Raw genomic sequence first — 21968 nt, 5'->3', positions numbered from 1 at the left:
CGCCTCCCGGACCGGTTTCTCAGTCCGGGAGCAGGTTGCCCCGGCGGGAGAGCAGGAACTTCTTGAACGCGGCCACGGGGGCGGTGTCCGGGTGTCCGTCGAGCCAGGCGAGACCGATCTCGCGGACCGCGCGCGGGGCGGTCACCGTCAGCTCCACCACGCCCGGCCGCGCGACGGCCGGCGGCGGCAGCAGGGCCACGCCCAGGCCCGCGGCCACCAGCCCGCGCAGGGTCTCCGCCTCCTCGCCCTCGAAGGCGACCCGCGGGGTGAAGCCGGCCTCCGCGCACAGGTCGTCGGTGATCCGGCGCAGACCGTAGCCGGGTTCGAGGGTCACGAAGACCTCGTCCGCCGCCTCCGCCAGCCGGATGCGGCGGCGGCCGGCGAGCCGGTGGTCGTCCGGCACCACCAGGCGCAGCCGCTGCTCGTCCAGGCGCCGGGCGACGAGGTCCGGCGCGTCCGGCACCGGTGAGGTCAGGCACAGATCGAGCTCTCCCGCGCGCAGCCGCTCCAGCATCGCCTCGCCGTAGTTCTGCACGAGGGTGAAGCGGACGCGCGGATGGTCGGCGCGAAAGGCCCGCAACAGCCCCGGCACGGTCTCCGACCCCATGGTGTGCAGAAAGCCGAACGCCACCTTTCCCGCGCTGGGATCGGCGTCCGCCCGTACCGAGTCCGCCGCCCGCTCGACCTCGCCCAGCGCCCGCTCCACGGAGGCCAGGAAGGTCCGCCCCGCCGGAGTGAGAGAGACCGTGCGGCCCTTGCGCGCGAACAGGGCCAGACCGAGGTCGTTCTCCAGGCGCACCATCGCCCGTGACAGGGTCGACTGCGGCACCCCCATCTCCTGTGCGGCGCGCGTCACATGCTCGTGGCGGGCGACTCCGGCGAAGTACGCGAGGCGCGGCGCGAGCAGCAGCGCGATGTCTTCTTCGTAACTACTCGGTGACAGCCGAGGCTGTGAGCTGTGGTCATGCACCATGGGAACGATTATGGCCAATCCATGCATTGGACGCATGAAGTTCCGGCGCCTACGTTCGAAGCATGTCTCCCGCCAGTACCAAGGCGTCCACTCCCGTGGGCGCCGGCCCGTCGTCACCCGAACTCCTCTCCCCCGGGCAGCCCGGCTACCGCCGCATGAGCTTCGCGCTCTTCGCCGCCGGTATGGCCACGTTCGCCCTCCTCTACTCCACGCAGGCGCTGCTGCCCGCCGTCTCCGCCGATTTCGGCGTGAGCGCGTCCGCCGCCAGCTGGACCGTCTCCGCGGCGACCGCCGCGCTGGCCCTGTTCGTCCTGCCGATGAGCTCGCTCTCCGAGCGCTTCGGGCGGCGCACCGTGATGACGGCGTCGCTGGCCGTCGCCGTGGCGGTGGGACTGCTGGTGCCGTTCGCGCCGAGCCTGGAGTGGCTGGTGGCGCTGCGTGCCGTGCAGGGCGCGGCGCTGGCCGGGCTGCCGGCCTCGGCGATGGCGTATCTCGCGGAGGAGGTGCGGCCGAAGGCGCTGGTGGCCGCGATCGGCCTGTTCGTGGCGGGCAACAGCATCGGCGGGATGAGCGGGCGGATCGTCACCGGCTGGGTGGCCCAGCTCTGGGGCTGGCGCGCGGCGCTCGCCGCGGTCGGCCTGATGGCCCTGGTGTGCGCGCTGGTCTTCCGCGCGATGCTCCCCAGGGCCCGTCACTTCAGGCCCGGTTCGGTGAACCCGCGCGCCCTCGTCGCGACGGTCCGCGGTCATCTCGCCGACCCGTTGCTGCTGCGGCTGTACGCGATCGGCGCCCTGTTCATGACGGTGTTCGGCGCGGTCTACACGGTGATCGGCTACCGGCTGGTCGAGGCCCCCTTCAGCCTGCCGCAGGGCATCGTCGGCTCGATCTTCCTGGTGTACCTCGTCGGTACGGTCTCCTCCGCCGCCGCCGGGAAGCTGGTCGGCCGTCTCGGCCGCCGCGGAGCCCTGTACCTCGCGGTCACCACGACCGCCGCCGGCCTGCTGCTGTCACTGGCGGACACGCTGCCCGCGGTGCTGCTGGGACTGGTGCTGATCACCGCCGGGTTCTTCGCCGGGCACGCGGTCGCCTCGTCCTCGGTGAGCCGTACGGCGAAGACGGGCCGCGCCCAGGCGTCCGCGCTGTACCAGTCCGCGTACTACCTCGGCAGCAGCGCGGGCGGTGCGCTCGGCGCCCTCGCCTACCACTCCGGCGGCTGGGCGGGCACGGTCCTGCTGGGCCTGCTGGCCGTGCTCGGCGTCGTTTCGATCACGCTGTACGGGACCCGGGTGGCCCGCGCCGAGCACCGGATGCTGCTCGCCGGCGCACAGCGCTGACGAACCCGCGCGAAATTGGTCCCTCTCCCGTACAACCGCGGCTCCTCCGTGAGCGTCAAAGCTGGCAGACCCGCGCGTCGGCGCGGTCCACGGAGGGGAGTTGGTGGCGATGGGTCGCACCGGGGGGACACGGGGGACGCAGGGCATACGGGGACGGGCGGGAGTGGTGCTCGGCCTGACCGGGCTGGTGGTCCCGCTCACGATGGCGATAGGCAGCGCGCCTGCTGCCGCGGCCTCGTGCACGACGGCGACGGGGCCGTACCAGAAGCAGGTCGAGAAGTTCATGGGGCGTCCGGTGGACGGCAAGCAGTCGGCGGCCGACTGCAAGGCGATCCGGACCTTCCAGGGATGGCACGGGATCACGCCGACCATCGGTTACGCCGGCCCGCTGACCTGGCAGACGATGAATACGATCCTGGCGCAGCGCGCGGCGGGGAAGAACCCGAACGCGGCCGGGAAGTGTCCGACCAACAAGGGCCGCATCGCCTGTGTCGACCTGACCCGTCAGCTGAGCTGGATCCAGGACGGCAAGAAGCTCGTCTACGGCCCGGTCGCGGTGCGTACCGGCAAGAACGGCACCGAGACCCGTACCGGCGCCAAGAAGATCTACTGGCGGAGCATCAACCACTTCTCCACCATCTACAAGGTCCGGATGCCGTATTCGCAGTTCTTCGACGGCGGCCAGGCCTTCCACTCGGTCACGAAGTCGATGTACAACCCGCCGGGCTCGGGGGGCTGCGTCAATATGCGGCCCGCGGAGGCAAAGGCATACTGGAATCTGTTGAAGAACGGCGACGACGTGCACGTATACGGGCGCAAGCCGGGAACCTGACCCCCACTGTCAGTCCCCTCCTGTAGGTTCCGAAGGGCTGGTGCCGAATGGGCGACAGGGGTGGACCCGATGAGTGATCTGGCAACGACGCAGGACCTGGATTCGAGACTGGAGCAGTACCGGCGAGAGCTGACCGGTTACTGCTATCGCATGCTCGGCTCCGCTTTCGAGGCGGAGGACGCGGTGCAGGACACGATGGTCCGGGCCTGGCGGAATTTCGAGAAGTTCGAAGGGCGTTCGTCGCTGCGGTCGTGGCTGTACCGCATCGCGACGAACGTCTGTCTCGACATGCTGAACGCAGGCAACCGCCGCGCCCGCCCGATGGACCTCACGGCCGCGACCCCCGTCGCCCAGGCCCAGCTGACCAGCCGCCCGGAGGTCACCTGGCTCGAGCCGGTGCCCGACGGGCGGGTGCTGCCCTCGGTGGCCGACCCTGCGGAGACCGCGGTGGAGCGCGAGACGATCAGGCTGGCGTTCGTCGCCGCGCTCCAGCATCTGCCGCCCAAGCAGCGTGCCGTCCTGATCCTGCGCGAGGTGCTGGCCTGGAAGGCGAGCGAGGTCGCCGAGTTGCTGGGCACCACGGTCGCCTCGGTGAACAGCGCGCTCCAGCGGGCTCGGGCGACCCTCGCCGAGTCGGAGCCGGCCTCCTCGGACGGCGCGGACCCTCTCGACGAAGAACAGCAGAAGCTCCTCGCCCGCTATGTGGCGGCCTTCGAGGGATACGACATGCAGGCGCTGACCGCCCTCCTCCACGAGGACGCGACGATGTCCATGCCGCCTTACGACCTGTGGCTGCGCGGCCACGACAACATCGTCGGCTGGATGCTCGGCGTGGGCGAGGTGTGCCGGGGATCGAAGCTGGTCCCGACCGTGGCGAACGGCTCGCCGGCGTTCGCGCACTACCACCCGAGCCCGTCCGGCGAGGGGTACGAGCCGTGGGCGCTCATCGTCCTGGAGCTCTCGGACGGCAAGATCGGCGGGATGGACTTCTTCCTGGACACCAAGAGGTGGTTCCCCCTGTTCGACCTGCCACCGGCCCTCGACAAGGACGGCGCCCCGGTCGCCGGGGTGGCCCCGGAGGCCGCCGCGGGTGAGGGTACGGACGCGGGAGCGGAGGCCCCGAAGACGGCCGGCTAGGACCGTCCCTTGCGGGCGGCTTGCCTCACCGGCGGCGTCCTGAGCCATCCCTGTCAGGCGACTTCGCCCAGGCCCACCAGTTCCAGCAGTGCGCGCAGCTCCGGCCCCGCATCCCGCATCCGGACCCGGCACCCCAGCCGCCGGGCCGTGAGCTGCATCCGCGCAAGGGCGTTGACGGCGGTCAGACTGGCGTGTGTCAGCCCTCCGACGTCACAGATCGCCTCGGTGGCGCCGGTGCCGGAGAGCCGCGCGTGCAACTCCTCGCACAGGCGCGGCACATCGTCCGGGGTCAGCCTCCCGGAAATGCGCATGACGACGGGCTGTGTGGCGTCCACACGTATCAGACTGCCCCTGCGGCCGTAACTCATCGCTGTCAGAAGACTTCGGCGCATGGCTCACGATCCCGTCCCGTCGTCGTACGGATACGTCCTGTTCTGGGGACCGGTGCGGGCGCCCGATCTCATCGGTGCCACGACGGAGAGCGGGACCGGTGGAGATCCACCGGTCCCGCTGTCCGTCGGATGTGCGCCGGTCAGGCGATGCGGTCCAGCACGATCGGGTTCGGGGTGAACTCCGTGCCCGCCGGGGCGATGTCGTACGCCGAACCCAGGGACCGGAGCGCGTAGTCGAACTTCTCCGGGGTGTCCGTGTGCAGGGTCATCAGCGGCTGGCCCGCCGTCACCGTCTCGCCGGGCTTGGCGTGCAGTTCGACGCCCGCACCCGCCTGCACCGGGTCCTCCTTGCGAGCCCGGCCCGCTCCGAGGCGCCAGGCGGCGATGCCGACGTCGTACGCGTCCAGGCGGGTCAGGACGCCGGAGGCGGAGGCGGTGACGACGTGCTGCTCGCGGGCCACCGGGAGCGTCGCGTCCGGGTCGCCGCCCTGGGCAGCGATCATGCGCTTCCAGACGTCCATCGCCGAGCCGTCGGCCAGCGCCTTCTCCGGGTCGGCGTCCTTGATGCCGGCCGCGTCGAGCATTTCGCGGGCCAGCGCCAGGGTCAGCTCGACGACATCGGAGGGACCGCCGCCGGCGAGGACCTCGACGGACTCGCGGACCTCGAGCGCGTTGCCCGCGGTGAGGCCGAGCGGGGTGGACATGTCGGTGAGCAGTGCGACGGTCCGCACTCCGCTGTCGGTGCCCAACGCGACCATGGTGGAGGCCAGTTCGCGGGCGTCCTCGATGGTCTTCATGAACGCGCCGGTGCCGACCTTGACGTCCAGGACCAGCGAGCCGGTGCCCTCGGCGATCTTCTTGGACATGATCGAGGAGGCGATGAGCGGGATGGCCTCGACCGTGCCGGTGACATCGCGGAGCGCATAGAGCTTCTTGTCGGCGGGGGCGAGCCCGTCACCGGCCGCGCAGATCACCGCGCCGGTGGTGTCGAGGACGTTCAGCATCTCCTCGTTGGACAGCAGCGCGCGCCAGCCGGGGATGGACTCCAGCTTGTCGAGCGTGCCGCCGGTGTGGCCGAGACCGCGGCCGGAGAGCTGCGGGACGGCGGCGCCGCACGCGGCGACCAGCGGGGCGAGCGGCAGCGTGATCTTGTCGCCGACGCCACCGGTGGAGTGCTTGTCGGCGGTGGGGCGGGAGAGTGCGTCGAAGTTCATGCGCTCGCCGGAGGCGATCATCGCCGCCGTCCAGCGGGCGATCTCGGTGCGGTTCATGCCGTTCAGCAGGATCGCCATCGCCAGCGCCGACATCTGCTCGTCGGCGACCTCACCCCGGGTGTAGGCGTCGATGACCCAGTCGATCTGCTCGGGGCTCAGCTCACCCCGGTCCCGCTTGGTGCGGATGACGGAGATGACGTCCATGGGATTCCTCCAGAGTTGCTCTACGCGCATAGAAAGAGGGTATGACCGCGGCCCCTCCGCCGGAGCGGAAGGGCCGCGGCCGTACTCCTACGGGAGATGCTGCGGCCCGAACGCCTGCGGGAGCATCTCGTCCAGGGTCAGGATCCCTTCCGGGGTGTCCAGCAGCAGCTCGGGGCCGCCGAATTCGTACAGCAGCTGCCGGCACCGCCCGCAGGGCACCAGCACCTCGCCCCGGCCGTCCACGCACGCGAAGTGCGTGAGCCGGCCACCGCCGGTGGCATGGAGCTGCGACACCAGGCCGCACTCCGCGCACAGCGACAGACCGTACGAGGCGTTCTCGACGTTGCAGCCGACGATGATGCGGCCGTCGTCGACGAGCGCCGCCACGCCGACCGGGTAGCCCGAGTAGGGGGCGTACGCGTGCGACATCGCCTCACGCGCCCGCTCCCGCAGGAGCTCCCAGTCGACGTCCATCCCGGACGGGGTCGTCACTTGCCCTCGCCCTTGCGGTACGGCAGGCCGTCGGCCTTCGGCGGCCGCAGGCGCTGTGCGGACAGGGCGAGGACCAGCAGCGTGGTGACGTACGGCGCCGCGTCCACGAACTGGCTCGGCAGGGCGTCCGTCATCGCGTACCAGGCGAACAGTCCGGCGGAGACGACAGCGGCGATCGCGGCCTGCAGATGCTTGCGCTTGTAGAGCTGCCAGCCCACGAGGAGCAGGAGCAGGATCGCCAGCAGGAGCAGCATCGCGTGGACGTTCTCCGCGCCGCCGCGCAGCTTCAGACCGTCGGTGAAGCCGAAGAGCCCGGCGCCCAGCGCCATGCCGCCCGGCATCCAGTTGCCGAAGATCATGGCCGCGAGACCGATGTAGCCGCGCCCGCCGGTCTGGCCCTCCTGGTAGATCCCGGTCGCGACGATGGCGAGGAACGCGCCGCCGAGACCGGCCAGACCGCCGGAGACGGTGACCGCGATGTACTTGTACTTGTAGACGTTGACGCCCAGGGACTCGGCGGCGACGGGGTTCTCACCGCAGGAGCGCAGCCGCAGACCGAAGGCGGTGCGCCACAGGATCCACCAGGTGCCGGGGATCAGCAGGATGGCGACGATGGTCAGCAGGGACAGGTTGGTCACCAGACCGCCGATCACACCGGCCAGGTCGGAGATGAAGAACCAGTGTTTGGCCTGGAGATCGATCATCCAGTCCGAGAGTCCCGGAATGGTGAACTCGGTGATCTGGTCGATGCGCGGGGACTGCTTGGAGGAGCCGCCGTCCGCCTCGGCGAACGTGAAGTTCGACAGGTAGCGGGTGACACCGACGGCCAGGATGTTGATGGCCACACCGGAGACGATGTGGTTGACGTTGAACGTCACGGTGATCACGGCGTGCAGCAGACCGCCGAGCGCGCCGCCGACGATGCCCAGCAGGACACCGGTCCACGGACCCCACTGGTAGCCGGCCCAGGCACCGAACCAGGTGCCGAGGATCATCATGCCTTCGAGGCCGATGTTGACCACACCGGCCCGCTCGGCCCACAGACCGCCGAGTCCGGCCAGGCCGATCGGCACGGCCAGCTGGAGTGCGCCGGCGACCTGGCCCACCGAGGTGAGGTCATTGGCGCCGCTGATCACCCGGACCAGGGAGAACAGCAGGAGGCCCGCCGCGATGATCAGCATGATCACCGGCAGGGACAGCTTGCGGCGGCCGCCGCCCTTCTTGGGTGCGGTCGACGTCATCGAGACGGTGCTGGTGCTCACGCTGTCCTGCCTTCACTCGCTTCTCCGCCCACTCGGCGCAGGGGCGCGGCCATCCTCGTCGTCCGAAGCCCGACGGCCTCGAGTGCGTCGCTCACAGGACAGCCTCCTCACGGGACTTACGGGCCTGGGCGGCGAGTTCCTCGCCGACCTTCTGCTGCTGGCGGCGCAGCCCGTACTGGCGGACGAGTTCGTAGGACACGACGACCGAGATCACGATCAGGCCCTGCATGATCGTGGCGATCTCCTTCTCGTAACCGTGCTGGTCCAGCGAGGCCGAGGTCTTCTCCAGGAAGGCGATCAGCAGTGCGGCGAAGAAGATGCCGATCGGGTTGTTGCGGCCGAGCAGGGCGATCGTGATGCCGGTGAAGCCGACGCCGACCGGGAAGCTCAGGCTGTACGTGTGGGTCTGGCCCAGCAGCAGCGGCAGACCGGACAGGCCCGCGACCGCACCGGAGATCAGCATGGCGGTGAGGACCATCTTCTTGGCGTCCACGCCGCTCGCCTGGGCCGCGGACTGGCTGGCGCCGGTGGCGCGCAGGTCGAAGCCGAAGCGGGTGCGGTTGAGGATGAACCAGTAGACGATGCCCAGTCCGAACGCGATGAAGGTGAAGCCGTAGACGACCCCGCCCTCACCGGTGTCCAGGCCGGGGAACCAGCCGGACTCGGCGATCTCGCCGGTCGTCAGGTCGTTGGAACCCTCCGGCTGCACACCGAGGTTCTTGGGCAGGATCATCCAGGCGATCAGGCTGGTCGCGATCGCGTTCAGCATGATCGTCGAGACGACCTCGCTGACGCCGCGGGTGGTCTTCAGGATGCCCGCGATGCCGGCCCAGAAGGCACCGACGAACATGGCGACGAGCACGATCAGCAGGACGTGGAGCGGGCCGGGCAGTTCCACGGAGGCGCCGACGACCGCCGCCAGCATCGCCGCGAGGCGGTACTGGCCGTCCACACCGATGTTGAACAGGTTCATCCGGAAGCCGATGGCGACGGCCAGGGCGGCGAGGTAGTACGTACCGGCCTGGTTGACGATCAGCACCTGGACGTCGGTGTACTCGGCGTTCTGGATCATCAGGGTGTACGGCTCGATCGGATCACGGTCCGAGACGAGCAGCACCACCGAGGTGAGCAGGAAGGCCACGACCAGGGCGAGCGCCGGGCCGGCGAGGCCCAGGATCAGCCGGTCCTTGTCGAACTTCTTCATCGGGCCTCACCGTTCTCGGGCTGCTCGGGTGCTTCCAGGTGGCCGGTGGCGGCGCCGGTCATGGCCGAGCCCAGCTCCTCCGGGGTGATGGTGGCGGGGTCGGCGTCCGCGACCAGCCGGCCCCGGTACATCACCCGCAGGGTGTCGGAGAGCCCGATGAGCTCGTCCAGGTCCGCGGAGATCAGCAGCACCGCGAGACCCTCGCGGCGCGCCTCCCGGATCTGGTCCCAGATCGCCGCCTGGGCGCCGACGTCCACACCACGGGTGGGGTGGGCGGCGATGAGCAGCTTCGGCGCGTGGCTCATCTCGCGGCCGACGATCAGCTTCTGCTGGTTGCCGCCGGAGAGGGAGGCCGCGGTGACCTCGATGCCGGGGGTGCGCACGTCGTACTCGCGCACGATCCGCTCGGTGTCCTTGCGGGCCGCCTTGAGGTCGAGCAGACCGCGCTTGCTGTTGGGGCGCTCGGTGACATGGCCGAGGATGCGGTTCTCCCACAGCGGGGACTCCAGCAGCAGCCCGTGCCGGTGGCGGTCCTCGGGGATGTAACCGATGCCGTCCTCGCGGCGCTTGCGCGTGGGCGCGTGCGAGATGTCGTTCTTGCCGAGCGTGATCACACCGCCGTCGGGGTCGCGCATACCCATCAGGGCCTCGATGAGCTCGGTCTGCCCGTTGCCCTCGACGCCGGCGATGCCCATCACCTCGCCTTGGTGGATGGTGAAGTTGATGCCGTCGAGGACCTCGCGCACGACGCCGTCGGGGTCGGTCGCGGTGAGCCGCAGACTGTCCACGGTCAGCATCGGGACATCGGTCACCGTGGACTCACGGGTCTCCGGCGACGGAAGTTCGCTGCCGACCATCAGCTCGGCGAGCTGCTTGGTCGTGGTGCTCCTCGGGTCGGCGGTGCCGACCGTGGTGCCGCGGCGGATGACCGTGATCTCGTCGGCCACGGAGAGGACTTCGCCGAGCTTGTGGGAGATGAAGATGACGGTCAGGCCCTCGGCCTTGAGCTCGCGCAGGTTCGCGAAGAGCGCGTCGACCTCCTGCGGCACGAGCACGGCGGTCGGCTCGTCGAGGATGAGGGTGTGCGCCCCGCGGTAGAGGACCTTGAGGATCTCCACACGCTGCCGGTCGGCGACACCGAGCTGTTCGACCAGGACGTCGGGGCGGACGTTGAGCCCGTACGCCTGCGACAGCTCCTTGATCTTCTTGCGCGCCTTGGCGCCGATGCCGTAGAGCTTCTCGCCCCCGAGAACGACGTTCTCCAGCACGGTGAGGTTGTCGGCCAGCATGAAGTGCTGGTGCACCATGCCGATTCCGCGCGCGATGGCGTCGGCGGGGCTGGAGAAGGTGGCCTGGGAGCCGTCGATGGTGATGGTGCCCTCGTCCGGCTTCTGCATGCCGTAAAGGATCTTCATCAGGGTCGACTTACCGGCGCCGTTCTCACCGACGAGGGCGTGCACGGTGCCCTTGTGGACGGTGATGTCGATGTCGTGGTTGGCGACGACACCCGGGAAGCGCTTGGTGATGCCGCGCAGTTCTACGGCGGCAGGAGGGCTGGACGCGTTGATGACGCACTCTCCTTGGCGGGAAAGGAGCAGGGAGGCAGGGCGGAGGGGGGTTCGGGGGCAGGGGCGAAGTTATCGCGCCGGAGAGGGCTCTACGCGCGTAGCGCTGCCGAATGATGAAAACCCGTGGCCGGAACCCGGCCCGGGGCCCGGGGGGCGGTGTGCACCGCCCCTCCGGGCCCGCGGACGGAAAGGTTTCCGACCGGCGATTACGGAGCGGTCTTGACCTTGACCGTGCCGGCGATGATGTCGGCGCGGGCCTTGTCGACCGCGGCGGTCACATCGGTCAGCTTCGTGTAGGCCGGGTTGGACTTCGCCAGGCCGACGCCGTCCTTGTCGAGGCCGTAGCGGATCTCACCGGACTGCGGCTTGCCGTCCTTGACCGACTTGATCAGGTTGTAGACGGAGCCCGCGACATCCTTGGTCACCGAGGTGAGGATGTAGTTCTTGTAGGGCGCGAGACCCTTCTGGTTGTACTGGTCCGAGTCGACGCCGATGGCCCACTTCTTCGCCTTGGCGGTGGCCTCGATCGAGCCCGAGCCGGCGAGACCGGCGGCGGCGTAGATCACGTCGGCGCCCGCGTCGAGCTGGCCCTGCGCGGCGGCCTTGCCGAGGTCGGGCTTGGAGAAGCCACCGAAGTCCGGCGGCTGGGTCAGGTACTGGACCTTGACGTTGACGCCCTTGTTGGTGTCCTTGACGCCCTGGACGAAGCCCGCCTCGAACTTCTTGATCAGCGGGGTCTCGACACCACCGATGAAGCCGACGGTGTTGGTCTTCGTCACCTTGGCGGCGGCGACGCCGGCCAGGTAGGAGCCCTGCTCCTCGTTGAAGACCAGGTTGGCGATGTTCTTGCCGGTCTTCGAGGTGTCGTCGATGAGGCCGAAGGTGGTCTTCGGGAACTTCGGCGCGACCTCGGCGATGGCCGGGGCGTACGCGAAGCCGACACCGATCACGGGGTTGTTGCCGGCGCGGGCCAGCTCGGTGAGGCGCTGGACCTTGTCCGGGTCGCCCTCTCCCTCGCTCGGCTCGGCCTCGGTCCCCTTGATGTCGAGGTCCTTCTCGGCCTTCGCGAGGCCGGCGTACGCGGCGTCGTTGAACGACTGGTCGCCGCGGCCACCGATGTCGTACGCGATGGCGGCGCTGCTGCTGTCCTCGGCAGCGTCCGAGGACGATTTGCCGCCACATGCGGTGACGGACAGTGCGAGAGCCGTGGACGCAAGGCCCACGGTGGCGATCCTGGTGATCCGGCGCACTGGGGGGCTCCTTAAAACCTGACCGAAAGCGCCACTTCCGGCGCTGGTTTCGCGGCGATCGTAACGCGCGTAGATGTCAGTTAAAGACCTGTTCATCAGTCGTTATCGGATCGTCGCGAACCGGCCATCGGCTTGGTGCGCGCCGCATTGATCGACACGCGACGTACTCCAGTGCAGCGTACGCCCGGCCGTCGCACACGGCCGGGCGGCGACGTCGGGCGGGCGCTACTCCCGTCCGACGTCGAGCAGAGCCGCCGCCGTGAACAGCTCGACGCCGACGTCGATCGCCAACTCGTCGGCGTCGAAGTCGCCGCGGTGCAGGTCGCGCCGGGTGGTGTCACCGGGCGTCCGCACACCGAGCCGGGCCATCGCGCCGGGGACGTGCTCCAGGTACCAGGAGAAGTCCTCGCCGCCCAGGCTCTGTTCGGTGTCCTCGATCGCATACGATCCGCGGCGCGCGGTCTGCGCGTCCCGCAGCAGTTCGGTCACCGCCGGGTCGTTGACCACCGGCGGCACACCGCGGATGTAGTTGATCTCGGACTTGGCCCGGTGGAGCGTGGCGATCTCGTCGATGGCCGCGTGCACCAGGTCGGGGGCCGCGCGCCAGCCCGGCAGGTCCAGGCAGCGGACGGTGCCGGACAGTTCGGCGTGCTGCGGGATGACGTTGCAGGCGTGGCCCGCCTCGATACGGCCCCAGGTGACCGCGAGGCCGGAGCGCGCGTCGACCCGGCGGGCGAGCAGGGCCGGGACCTCGGTGACGACCTTCGCGGCCGCGGTGACGAGATCGGTGGTCAGATGCGGACGGGCGGTGTGGCCGCCGGGGCCGTCGAGCGTGACCTCCAGCCGGTCGCAGGCGGAGGTGATGGGTCCGGGCCGCAGCCCGATGACTCCCGCGTCGACCTTGGGGTCGCAGTGCACGCCGATGATCTTCCCGACGCCGTCCAGGACACCCGACTCGATGGCGTCCGGCGCACCGCCCGGCAGCACTTCCTCGGCGGGCTGGAAGATCAGCCGCACCGGCTGCGGGAGCAGCCCCTGCCGGTCCAGGTCGGCCAGCACCAGGCCCGCGCCGAGAACGGCGGTGGTGTGCACATCGTGACCGCAGGCATGTGCGCGGTCGGGGACGGTGGAGCGGTAGGGCACGCCGATCTTGGTGTCGGGGATGGGAAGAGCGTCGATGTCCGCGCGGATGCCCAGCAGCGGCCGTGTCTCGTCCCCGGTGCCGATGTCACAGATGAGTCCGGTGCCGACGGCCAGTACGCGCGGCTTCAGGCCCGCCTTCTCCAGGCGTGCCTTGATGGCGGCGGTCGTACGGAACTCCTGGTTGCCGAGCTCCGGGTGCATGTGCATGTCCCGGCGGAAGGCGATCAGCTCGGCACGCAGCGCTTCGGACAGCGTGCCGGGCAGTGCGTCTCCCCCGGGCAGGTCTGCTTCGGACTCACGGGACATCAGTTGGTTCACCTGTTGAAGGGTATGCCCAGGCGGGGGCCAACTGACCACTGATCAACAAAAGTTCAACCCGATAGGGGAAGGAAAGGTGGCCCCGAGGTGCATGGTTGCCCACGTGTGTGGGTAAGCTCACGCACCCTTTTCGACCGTACCTCAACCGGACCTGAAGCGATCCTCCGGCGGAGGATCATGGTGTCAGGCCGGTGCGGGCAGCCGCTGGACATCCCGTGCGGTGCCCGTGACCCCGGCGAGGAATCCCTGTGCGCGGGGCGAGGCGCTGTCCCTGAGCCATTCCGGGGAGATGTCGCAGACCGCCACCCGGATGCCGGTGCCCGCGAGGGCCAGCGGAAGGGTGTGCACCACGGTCGAGGGAAAACTGAGGACCGTGGCGCCGATCGGGCCCCTGCGGGCGATCAGCTCCAGCGGCAGATCGGGCCGGACGATCTCCAGGCCGGTCTCCACCGCGAGCCGGTGCAGCTTGTCGGAGCTCTCCCGCCGGTGTGCGAAGTAGCGCGTGGCGCCGTGGGTGCGGGCCAGCGCGGTGACGGCCTCCACGTACTGGTCGGGGTCGACCACCCCCGTCTCCACCAGCGACGTTCCGACCAGGTCGGCGCCTCGGGTGATCTTCGGCGGGCCGAAGCGGGCGCGGGTCCAGCCGAAGAGGTTGGGGGTGACGGTGATCCCCGGCGGCGGCTCGACCGGCATCGAGGTGAACACCTCGACCCGGCGGGACCGCGACGGGGTGAGCCGGCGGCGGGCCAGGAACGTCACGGGCGCGAGGACCATCTCGCGCGGACCGCGCCTGCCGCGACGGTGCCAGCGCACGAGCTTCTCGCCGCTGGCGAGCTGGGCCACGAACTCCATCGTGGCGGTGCCGTCGTCGACGACGGTCAGATCCTTGCCTCCGACCAGGGTGAGCAGCAGCTGCACGTAGCGCGAGAAGGGGTCGCCTATGACGATGCGTTCCGCGCGGTGCAGCATCGGGGCGAGCCGGCGCACGGTCTTCAGCGGCGCACCGGTCCCGCCGCGGGCCTCCTGCCAGCGGACCGTGAATCCCTCGTCACGGGCCAGCTCCGCCATCCGGCGCAGCTGGCCGCGCGACATGGGATCGGTGGGCGAGAGGACGACCACGGTCAGCTCGGCCCCGCGGTCACCCCGCCGCCCCAGGCCCTCCGGCACCACGTCCGGCGGCGCACCGGGCCGGGCGTGGGCCCACTCCAGGACGTTCAGGAGCTGGACCGGACTCTCGACGAAGGCGAGATTCACTGTGGGTCACCTCGTGATCCGGGTGGTCGGGAGTTCCGGGCGGACGGCGATACCTGGTGGACGGAAGTTCCGGGTGGGCGGAGTGCGGGGCGGGAGCTTCCGGGGGCGGAGTGCGGGGCGGGCGGGAGTTCCCGGGGGCCGGGTCGGACGGAGTGCGGGGCGGGCGTGCGGGCCGGTGCCCCCGGCCACGACCGCAGGTCCGGGGTGGCCGTCGAGCGGGTCACGGCCGCGGCCCGGGCGGGCCGTGCAGCGGGTCACGGCCAGGAGCGCCCGGCCCCGCGACCGGGCGCCCCGGCCGCCGGCCCACGGCCGAAGGGCCGGCGCCCCCGGGGTCGGCTGCACCTCGGGTCACCCCGTCGTGCGGGTGACAGGAGCGGTGCGTGCGCCCCCGGGGCGACGGCGGTCGGGTGTCAGACCGCCGCGGGCTCGCGGTCGCCCCCCTCGGCGACGACGCCCGCGACCCGGCGCAGCTTCTTCATCGGGGCGAGCTCGGAGTCGTAGACCTTCTTGACGCCGTCGCCCAGCGCGGTCTCGATCGTGCGGATGTCGCGGACCAGGCGCTGGAGGCCGCCCGGCTCGACGGAGGCCGCCTGGTCGGAGCCCCACATGGCGCGGTCGAGCGTGATGTGGCGCTCGACGAACGCGGCGCCGAGTGCGACCGCGGCCAGCGTGGTCTGGAGACCCGTCTCGTGGCCGGAGTAGCCGATCGGGACGTTCGGGTACTCCGCCTGGAGCGTGTTGATCACGCGCAGGTTGAGCTCCTCGGCCTTCGCCGGGTACGTCGACGTGGCGTGGCAGAGCAGGATGTTGTCGCTGCCGAGCACCTCCACCGCGTGGCGGATCTGCCGCGGCGTCGACATGCCGGTGGAGAGAATGACCGTCTTGCCGGTGCCGCGCAGGGCGCGCAGCAGCTCGTCGTCGGTGAGGGACGCGGAGGCGACCTTGTGCGCCGGGACGTCGAACTTCTCCAGGAAGGCGACGGCCTCGGTGTCCCACGGGGAGGCGAACCAGTCGATGCCCCGCTTCTTGCAGTGCTCGTCGATCCGGCGGTACTCGTCCTCGCCGAACTCCACGCGGTGGCGGTAGTCGATGTACGTCATCCGGCCCCAGGGGGTGTCGCGCTCGATGTCCCACTGGTCGCGCGGCGTGCAGATCTCCGGCGTGCGCTTCTGGAACTTGACCGCGTCGCAGCCGGCGTCGGCCGCGGCGTCGATGAGCGCGAACGCGTTGTCGAGGTCGCCGTTGTGGTTGATGCCGATCTCACCCGTGACGTAGACGGGGTGGCCCGGCCCGGCGGTCCTGGTGCCGAGGGTACGCAGACGGGACGTGCTCATGGGGGGAAGATCCTTAACTCTCGGGGGTGTTGTGGGACGTGGCAGGGGCTGGGGGACTGCCTGCTGGGGTGTGGAGAAGGGTCGGGCCGAGAAGCCAGGCGGCGATCTCACGGATCGCCCCCTCACCGCCGCGGGTGGTAGTGACGGCACGCGCGGCGGCGCGTACGGATCCGTGAGCGCTCGCGACGGCAACGGGCCAGCCGGCGAGGTCGAAGCACGGAAGATCGTTGACGTCGTTGCCGACGTAGAGCACGCGTTCGGGCGCGATCCCCTGGTCCTCGCACCACTGCTTGAGGGCGAGGTCCTTGCGGTCGACGCCGTGCAGGACGGGGATCCTGAGCTTGCGGGCGCGCGCCGCGACCACCGGGTTCTGCTCGGTGGACAGGATGAGCAGGGGCAGACCGGCGTTGCGCAGATGCGCGATGCCGAGGCCGTCGCCGCGGTGCACCGAGACGATCTCCCGGCCCTCCGCGTCGATGTGGACCCGGTCGTCGGTCTGGGTGCCGTCGAAGTCGAGGACGACGGCGTCGACGTCCTCACGCGTGGGCAGCGCGGGGGTGTCGAGGAGCGGGGCGAGCGCACGGGCGCGCTCGAGATCGTGGGGGTCGTCCACTTCGAGGACCCGGGCGGGGTCGGTGCGGACGAGGGCGGTGCGGCCGAAGAAGCGGTGTCCGGCCTCGCGGAAGGCGGTGGCGGCCATGGCGTACGCGGCGCCCGTCTCCAGGAAGTCCTGCGGGCGGTCCTGGCGGCGCGGGCGGAAGGACGAGTCGTGGTTGACGCCGCGGCCGCCGGGGGCGGTGCCGGCGAGCAGTGCGGTGGCGGCGCCGGTGGGCTGTGCGCCGACGGCGGGGCGCACGGCCCCGTACTCGCCCGCGTTCCCTGCCTGTTCACCCGTGGTGCCGACCGGCTCCTCGGCGTCCTCGCGCCAGACGAAGCCGTGGAAGGGGGCCACGGTGACCGCGCTGTCCGCGCCGCGCTCGGCGACCGCGGCGGCCACGCCCTCGATGTCCTGGCGGCTCAGGAAGGGGCTGGTGCACTGGACAAGCAGGACCACGTCGACCTGGACGCCGTTCATCGCCTCGAAGGCGTCCATGGCGTGCAGGACGGCGGCCTCGCTGGTGGCGGTGTCGCCGGCGATCGCGGCCGGCCGCAGGACCACCTCGGCGCCCGCGCTCCGGGCCGCCGCCGCGATGTCCGGGTCGTCCGTGGAGACCACGACATCGGTCACCAGCCGGGCGGCGAGGCTCTCGCGCACGGCCCGCGCCACCAGCGGCACTCCGCCCACCGGCGCCAGATTCTTGGCCGGTACGCCTTTCGAGCCGCCTCGGGCGGGGATCACGGCGAGAACGGTCATCTGGGCTCCTGGGTACGTCGGTTGCGGGTGTGCGCCGCTGCTCTCGTGGGTCACAGCCGGCCCATCCGGCGGAGGACGGGGGCGACGCGCTGCACGCCGTGGCGGTACGCGCCGCGCGCCACCCCCCGTACGGCGTCGCGCACCACACGCCGGACGCCGCTGATCTCGGTGGTCCTCGCCGCGCCCTGGAGCGGGGTGCCGTCGGCACCGAGGTGGTGGCGGGCGAGGATGCCGGGCAGATATCCGGGTGCCGTCGCGGGGGTGTAGTACGGCGTGATCGGCGGGAGTTCGGGCTTCTCCAGCAGCAGGGCGACGCGTTCACGGGCCGCGTCGAAGGCGGAGTCGTACGTCCCGTCGGCGGCGACGCCCTGCCGGGACAGCCAGTCCGGGTCGGGCACAGGGCGGTGGCCGCCGTCGAGGCGGTCCCACGAGGTGAGCAGGCCGGAGCCGAGGAAGTGGTGGTTGCCGAGGGCTTCGCGCACACCGAGGTCGGTGAGGATCGCCGTCGGTATCCCGCGGTGCAGCGACTCCAGCGCGGCCGTCGAGGAGACGGTCACCAGCAGGTCGGCGCGGTCCAAGACCTCGCCCATGTTCCCGTACACCAGACGGAAGTTGGGCGGGAGACCGCCGGGCAGCTTCTCGGCGAGCTTCTGGTACGGAAGCTCTTCGAGGTGCGTCGTGTGCTCGCCCGGACGGGAGCGCAGTTTCAGCAGCACTTCGCGGCCGGGGTGCAGACGGGCGTGCTCGACGAGCCGTCGCAGCAGGTGGGTGCGGTGGGCGCGGGACTCCGGGACGGAGGGCTGGGCGGCGAAGACGACCGTGTCGCGGCCCGCCTCGGGCCGGTAGGGCGTCCCGCCGAGGAAGGGCAGCGCGGCCTCGGTGACGGACGAGGCGTCGGCGCCCACGCCCTCGTACACCGCGCGGAAACGGTCCACGTCGTGACGGGAGTTGGCGAGGACGACGTCGGCGCCGTGCCGCAGCAGCAGTCCGTCGGCGAGCTTCTCGTAGACGACGCCCACGTACCCGGTGACGACGACCGGGCGCAGCGGCATCTTCAGCGCTGCCAGCCCGTGCAGCAGGGCCTGGACGGCACCGCCGACGAGGGCGAGCACGATCACGTCGTACGAGTCGTCCTCGACGGCGTGCAGGAACTCGTTCGCCGTGACCTCGCGCAACTCGTCCACCTGCACACCGACCTCGGCGAGCTGGCGGGCCGTGGGAGTGGCCCGGCCGCGCAGCAGAAAGCCGCTCAGCTCGACGGAGTCGGGGGTGTCGTTCGGGGTTGTACGGCGCGCGGTGAGCGCGCCCCATTTCCACCGGGTGTCTGAATCGGCGAGTACGGCGACCCGTACGGCCTCACTGGTACTTGATGGCACGCCGAGGACGTTAGAAAGGCATTCCGTTTGACGGCCCAACTCGACCACAACAGATGGTTAACAGCGCGTCTACGGTTGGCGAAAGCGCCCGGGAAACAGCGGATCAACCGCACCGTCGCCTTCTGTTCACCTTTCATCCTTGCCGGGGACAGAACGAATGCCGGTTTCCGCCCCTAGCCTCACGGGGGTGGTCAAGCTCTCCGTCATCGTGCCGTTCTACAACGTGCAGACATACGCGCCCGACACCCTCAGAAGCCTGCAGGCGAACGCCCGCGAGGACTTCGAATTCCTCCTCGTCGACGACTGTTCGAAGGACGGGACTCCGGAGATCCTCGAGCGCGCGGAGCGGGAGGTGCCCGGGGCGCGGCTGATCAGACACGAACAGAACGGCGGTCTCGCCACCGCCCGCAACACCGGTCTCGACGCGGCGCACGGGGAGTATCTGGCCTTCCTGGACGGCGACGACTGGCTCGCCCCGGGCCACTTCGAGCATCTGCTCACCGCCATGGAGGACCTGGGCTGCGACTTCGTGCGCACCGACCATGTGCAGTGCACGGCCAGGGCCCGTACGGTCCACCGCGTCCCCGTCGGCCGGCGGGGCGAGGTGCTGCGGCCGCGCGACGCGATCCTGCCCGCCGACCGCTCGACCGGCGTGGACTACCCCTTCGCGTGGGCCGGGATGTACCACCGCCGGCTGGCCGACCGCGGGCTGCTGCACTTCACCCACGGTCTGCGCACCGCAGAGGACCGGCCGTGGATCTGGCGGCTGCACCGCGAGGCGGAGACGTTCGCGGTGATCAGCCACCTGGGCATCTTCTACCGACGCGGCGTCGCATCGTCCCTGACACAAATCGGTGACATTCGGCAGCTGGATTTCATCCGGGCATTCGACCAGGTACTCGAAGAAACGGCGCAGGATCCGGATTCCGCGCGACTTCTTCCCAAAGCAGTGCGGACATACTGTGCGGTCATTTCTCATCACCTGGGATCGGTGGAGAGGTTCGAGCCCGCGGTGGCACGGAAATTGCGTGGGATGAGCGCGGCCGCACTGAAACGGATGCCGCAGGACATTTTGAAGGAAGCGCTCGACTCGATGGACACCGAACGCGCCTCGCGTCTGCGCAGGCTCCGTCGCCGTCCCTCCCCCCTCTCCTCGGAGGCCGCGGCCTGATGCCCACGACCCAGATCTTCTACGCCTCCTCGCTGTACGGTGCGGCAACGCTGTCCGCGGCGATCGACAGCGGCTGCTTCCCGGCCGCGGACCGGCGGCTGCTGCTGGTCGCCAACAACGCCACGACGCCGGAGACTTCGCCCTCGCTCGACACCATGCCGGGATTCGAGCGGCTGCGCGGGCGCTTCGACGGGGTGATCTCCTGGAACGAGGCGATCTCGCCCTTCCACCCCGGCGGCTGGTCGCCGCGCCCGGACGACGGGCCGCTGTGGGAGCGGTATCTGCGCATGCTGTGGGACCTCGGCGACGACCGGATCGAGCTCGCGGTCGAGTCGATCCAGGTCACGCCGGCCCTCGCGATCGCCCAGCTCTTCCCCGACGCGGCGCTGGACGTCTACGCGGACGGGCTGATGAGCTACGGCCCCACCCGCAGCAAGATCGACCCGCTGGTGGGCGAGCGGGTGCGCACCCTGTTCCACCTGGACCTGGTGCCGGGTCTGAAGCCGTTGCTGCTCTCGGAGTTCGGGGTGAAGCCGCTGGTCGTCGCGACCGAGGCGTTCGTCAAGGTCATCGCCGAACTGTCCGACGGCGTCGAGGAGTCACCGGCGCAGGCAGCGGTCGGCGAGGGCGCGGCGCTGCTGCTCGGCCAGTACCTCGCGGCGCTCGGCATCATCACACCGGCGGAGGAAGAGGCCCTGCACGTACGGATGGTGCGGGGCGCGGTCGCGCTCGGCCACCGCCGGATCGTCTTCAAACCGCACCCCACGGCACCGGCGTCCTGGACCCGGACGCTGGAGAGGGAGGCGGTGGCGCTGGACGCGGAACTCACCGTGCTGGACCGGCCGGTGCTGGCGGAGGTGCTCTACCGGCAGCTGCGCCCCGCGCTGGTGGCGGGCTGTTTCTCGACTGCTCTGTTCACGGCGAGCACGTTCTACGGCATTCCGGTGGCCCGGGTCGGTACGGAGCCGCTGCTGGACCGTCTCACGCCGTACCAGAACAGCAACCGGATCCCGCTGACGGTCGTCGACGCGCTGGTGCCGGACCTGGCGGAGGGCGAGGCCGGTACACCGAAGGCCGCGGACGAGGAGGTGACCGGGCTGCTGAGCGCGGTCGGTTTCGCGATGCAGCCGCAGATCAGGTCCGACCTGCGCCCGGCGGCGGAGCGGTACCTCGGCGGCAGCCTGAACGGACGGACGTGGCGCTACTTCAAGCGCCGCCGCCTGACGGTGCTGGGCCTGCCGGGAGGTATCCCGGTACCGCGGCACGCGGCGGTGCGGAGGGTGGCGCGCAAGGCACGCCGCCTGAAGAAGCTGGCGCTGGGATAGGGAGCCGGGGGGCGGGCGGAGCCCGCGGTCACCCGGCGGGCCGGGTCCACGGCCCGCCGCCCTGCGGGTGAGCATCGCCGACACGCGGACTTGCGCGGGTGGCGAAACCCGCCGGCCCGGCCGCCCGCTGCCGGCGGGCACCACCATCGCGCGATGCCACGCCCGCTCGACCGCGCCCGTTCACCCCGGGCCCAGCACCGCGCCCACCCCCGACACCAGCGCCGCCAGGCCGCTTTCGAAGCCCTCGTCCCGGGACCCGAACAGTTCCTCACCCGCCTGCGCTGCCAGCGGGTACTCCGACAGGCGCTCCTCCCGCGCGCCCAGGTCGTACCCCTCCCCCGTCGCCTGTTCCTCGATCACGTAACCGATCGTGTAGCTGTACCCGGTCTGCCACGCCCGTGCCGCCGCCCCCGGCGTGAATCCCGCCTCGGTGAGCGTCCGCAGCTGGGCCTCCATCGGAGCCGCGTAGCTCAGGTCCGTGAAGTGCGTGCCGCTGTAGACACGCGCACCGTCGCGGTAGCGCAGGAGGTGTGACCGCAGCCCCCGCATCGCCGCCGCGTACGCCTCGCGCCAGTCCGCCGGCGGGGGCGCCTGGGCGAGGTCCGCCGTCATGCGGCGGAGCATCTCCGTGGCCATCTCGTCGAGCAGCGCCTGCTTGTCCTTGAAGTGCCAGTACAGCGCCGGGGCTTTGACGTCGAGCTCCTTGGCGATCCCGCGCAGGGTCAGTCCTTCGAGGCCCACCTCGTTGAGCAGGCGCAGAGCGGTGCGCGCCACCCGGATCCGGTCGAGTCGTTCCGTAGCCACGCGCCCACCCTCCCACACCCCCTTGAC

General features: G+C 70.7%; 19 protein-coding genes. 5 read left to right on the top strand and 14 right to left on the bottom strand.

All coding sequences use genetic code 11. From position 1 onward, the window contains the following. Window positions 1-19 precede the first annotated feature (19 nt). The gene (locus OHA05_RS22510; RefSeq protein WP_313944520.1) at window positions 20-973 is read right to left on the bottom strand and encodes a LysR family transcriptional regulator; all 954 of its coding nucleotides are present in this window, start codon (window positions 971-973) and stop codon (window positions 20-22) included. A 62-nt stretch (window positions 974-1035) separates the two neighbouring features. Here OHA05_RS22510 and OHA05_RS22505 point away from each other — a divergent pair, with 62 nt between their 5' ends. The 3 genes from OHA05_RS22505 to OHA05_RS22495 all read left to right on the top strand — a co-directional run bounded on the left by OHA05_RS22505 (window position 1036) and on the right by OHA05_RS22495 (window position 4276). Beyond that, a complete protein-coding gene (locus OHA05_RS22505; protein ID WP_313944521.1) occupies window positions 1036-2307 on the top strand; it encodes an MFS transporter in 1272 nt (423 codons plus the stop codon). Between the two features lie 109 nt (window positions 2308-2416). Continuing rightward, window positions 2417-3139 (top strand): L,D-transpeptidase family protein, encoded by a 723-nt coding sequence (locus tag OHA05_RS22500; protein WP_328861554.1) that lies wholly within the window; start codon window positions 2417-2419, stop codon window positions 3137-3139. A gap of 69 nt (window positions 3140-3208) precedes the next feature. Next, window positions 3209-4276, top strand: a complete 1068-nt coding sequence (locus OHA05_RS22495) for a sigma-70 family RNA polymerase sigma factor (protein ID WP_328861553.1) — start codon at window positions 3209-3211, stop codon at window positions 4274-4276. Between the two features lie 53 nt (window positions 4277-4329). On the opposite strand, the gene OHA05_RS22490 is transcribed toward OHA05_RS22495, so the two are convergent. From OHA05_RS22490 to OHA05_RS22435, 12 genes are all read right to left on the bottom strand, one after another. Next, window positions 4330-4611 (bottom strand): STAS domain-containing protein, encoded by a 282-nt coding sequence (locus tag OHA05_RS22490; RefSeq protein WP_313944524.1) that lies wholly within the window; start codon window positions 4609-4611, stop codon window positions 4330-4332. A gap of 197 nt (window positions 4612-4808) precedes the next feature. Then, window positions 4809-6086: a thymidine phosphorylase gene (locus tag OHA05_RS22485; protein ID WP_313944525.1), complete on the bottom strand. Its 1278-nt coding sequence runs from the start codon at window positions 6084-6086 to the stop codon at window positions 4809-4811. 87 nt (window positions 6087-6173) lie between these two features. Next, window positions 6174-6560 carry a cytidine deaminase gene (locus OHA05_RS22480; RefSeq protein WP_328863441.1) on the bottom strand — a complete coding sequence of 129 codons (387 nt, stop codon included), beginning with the start codon at window positions 6558-6560 and terminating at the stop codon, window positions 6174-6176. Between the two features lie 14 nt (window positions 6561-6574). After that, complete coding sequence (locus tag OHA05_RS22475) at window positions 6575-7819, bottom strand: ABC transporter permease (protein ID WP_313948892.1); 1245 nt, start codon at window positions 7817-7819, stop codon at window positions 6575-6577. A 112-nt stretch (window positions 7820-7931) separates the two neighbouring features. Then, window positions 7932-9044 carry an ABC transporter permease gene (locus OHA05_RS22470; protein ID WP_313944527.1) on the bottom strand — a complete coding sequence of 371 codons (1113 nt, stop codon included), beginning with the start codon at window positions 9042-9044 and terminating at the stop codon, window positions 7932-7934. Then, window positions 9041-10579, bottom strand: a complete 1539-nt coding sequence (locus OHA05_RS22465; protein WP_328863440.1) for an ABC transporter ATP-binding protein — start codon at window positions 10577-10579, stop codon at window positions 9041-9043. Before OHA05_RS22465 ends, OHA05_RS22470 begins: the two co-directional genes overlap by 4 nt. 239 nt (window positions 10580-10818) lie before the next feature. Next, window positions 10819-11862 carry a BMP family lipoprotein gene (locus OHA05_RS22460; protein ID WP_313944528.1) on the bottom strand — a complete coding sequence of 348 codons (1044 nt, stop codon included), beginning with the start codon at window positions 11860-11862 and terminating at the stop codon, window positions 10819-10821. A 225-nt stretch (window positions 11863-12087) separates the two neighbouring features. Next, window positions 12088-13311, bottom strand: a complete 1224-nt coding sequence (locus OHA05_RS22455) for an amidohydrolase (RefSeq protein WP_313948894.1) — start codon at window positions 13309-13311, stop codon at window positions 12088-12090. Between the two features lie 195 nt (window positions 13312-13506). Further along, on the bottom strand, window positions 13507-14577 hold the full coding sequence (locus tag OHA05_RS22450; RefSeq protein ID WP_328861552.1) for a hypothetical protein: 1071 nt from the start codon (window positions 14575-14577) through the stop codon (window positions 13507-13509). Between the two features lie 410 nt (window positions 14578-14987). After that, window positions 14988-15911, bottom strand: a complete 924-nt coding sequence (locus OHA05_RS22445) for an N-acetylneuraminate synthase family protein (protein ID WP_313944530.1) — start codon at window positions 15909-15911, stop codon at window positions 14988-14990. Window positions 15912-15924: 13 nt separating this feature from the next. Further along, window positions 15925-17265: an acylneuraminate cytidylyltransferase gene (locus tag OHA05_RS22440; protein WP_328861551.1), complete on the bottom strand. Its 1341-nt coding sequence runs from the start codon at window positions 17263-17265 to the stop codon at window positions 15925-15927. Between the two features lie 50 nt (window positions 17266-17315). Then, window positions 17316-18641: a DUF6716 putative glycosyltransferase gene (locus OHA05_RS22435; protein ID WP_328861550.1), complete on the bottom strand. Its 1326-nt coding sequence runs from the start codon at window positions 18639-18641 to the stop codon at window positions 17316-17318. A 187-nt stretch (window positions 18642-18828) separates the two neighbouring features. On the opposite strand from OHA05_RS22435, the gene OHA05_RS22430 reads away from it, so the two are divergent. Together OHA05_RS22430 and OHA05_RS22425 are read left to right on the top strand one after the other, a co-directional pair. Continuing rightward, complete coding sequence (locus OHA05_RS22430; protein ID WP_328861549.1) at window positions 18829-19812, top strand: glycosyltransferase family 2 protein; 984 nt, start codon at window positions 18829-18831, stop codon at window positions 19810-19812. Beyond that, window positions 19812-21137, top strand: coding sequence for an alpha-2,8-polysialyltransferase family protein (locus OHA05_RS22425; protein WP_328861548.1), 1326 nt, complete (start codon window positions 19812-19814; stop codon window positions 21135-21137). Before OHA05_RS22430 ends, OHA05_RS22425 begins: the two co-directional genes overlap by 1 nt. 180 nt (window positions 21138-21317) lie before the next feature. Here OHA05_RS22425 and OHA05_RS22420 read toward each other — a convergent pair whose 3' ends face one another. Then, window positions 21318-21941, bottom strand: a complete 624-nt coding sequence (locus tag OHA05_RS22420; protein ID WP_328861547.1) for a TetR/AcrR family transcriptional regulator C-terminal domain-containing protein — start codon at window positions 21939-21941, stop codon at window positions 21318-21320. Window positions 21942-21968: the final 27 nt, after the last annotated feature.

The organism is Streptomyces sp. NBC_00306, from assembly GCF_036169555.1.
Lineage (GTDB): Bacteria > Actinomycetota > Actinomycetes > Streptomycetales > Streptomycetaceae > Streptomyces > Streptomyces achmelvichensis.
The sequence above is the reverse complement of the archived record's forward strand: the minus strand, read 5'-3'. Positions and strand labels throughout refer to the sequence as shown.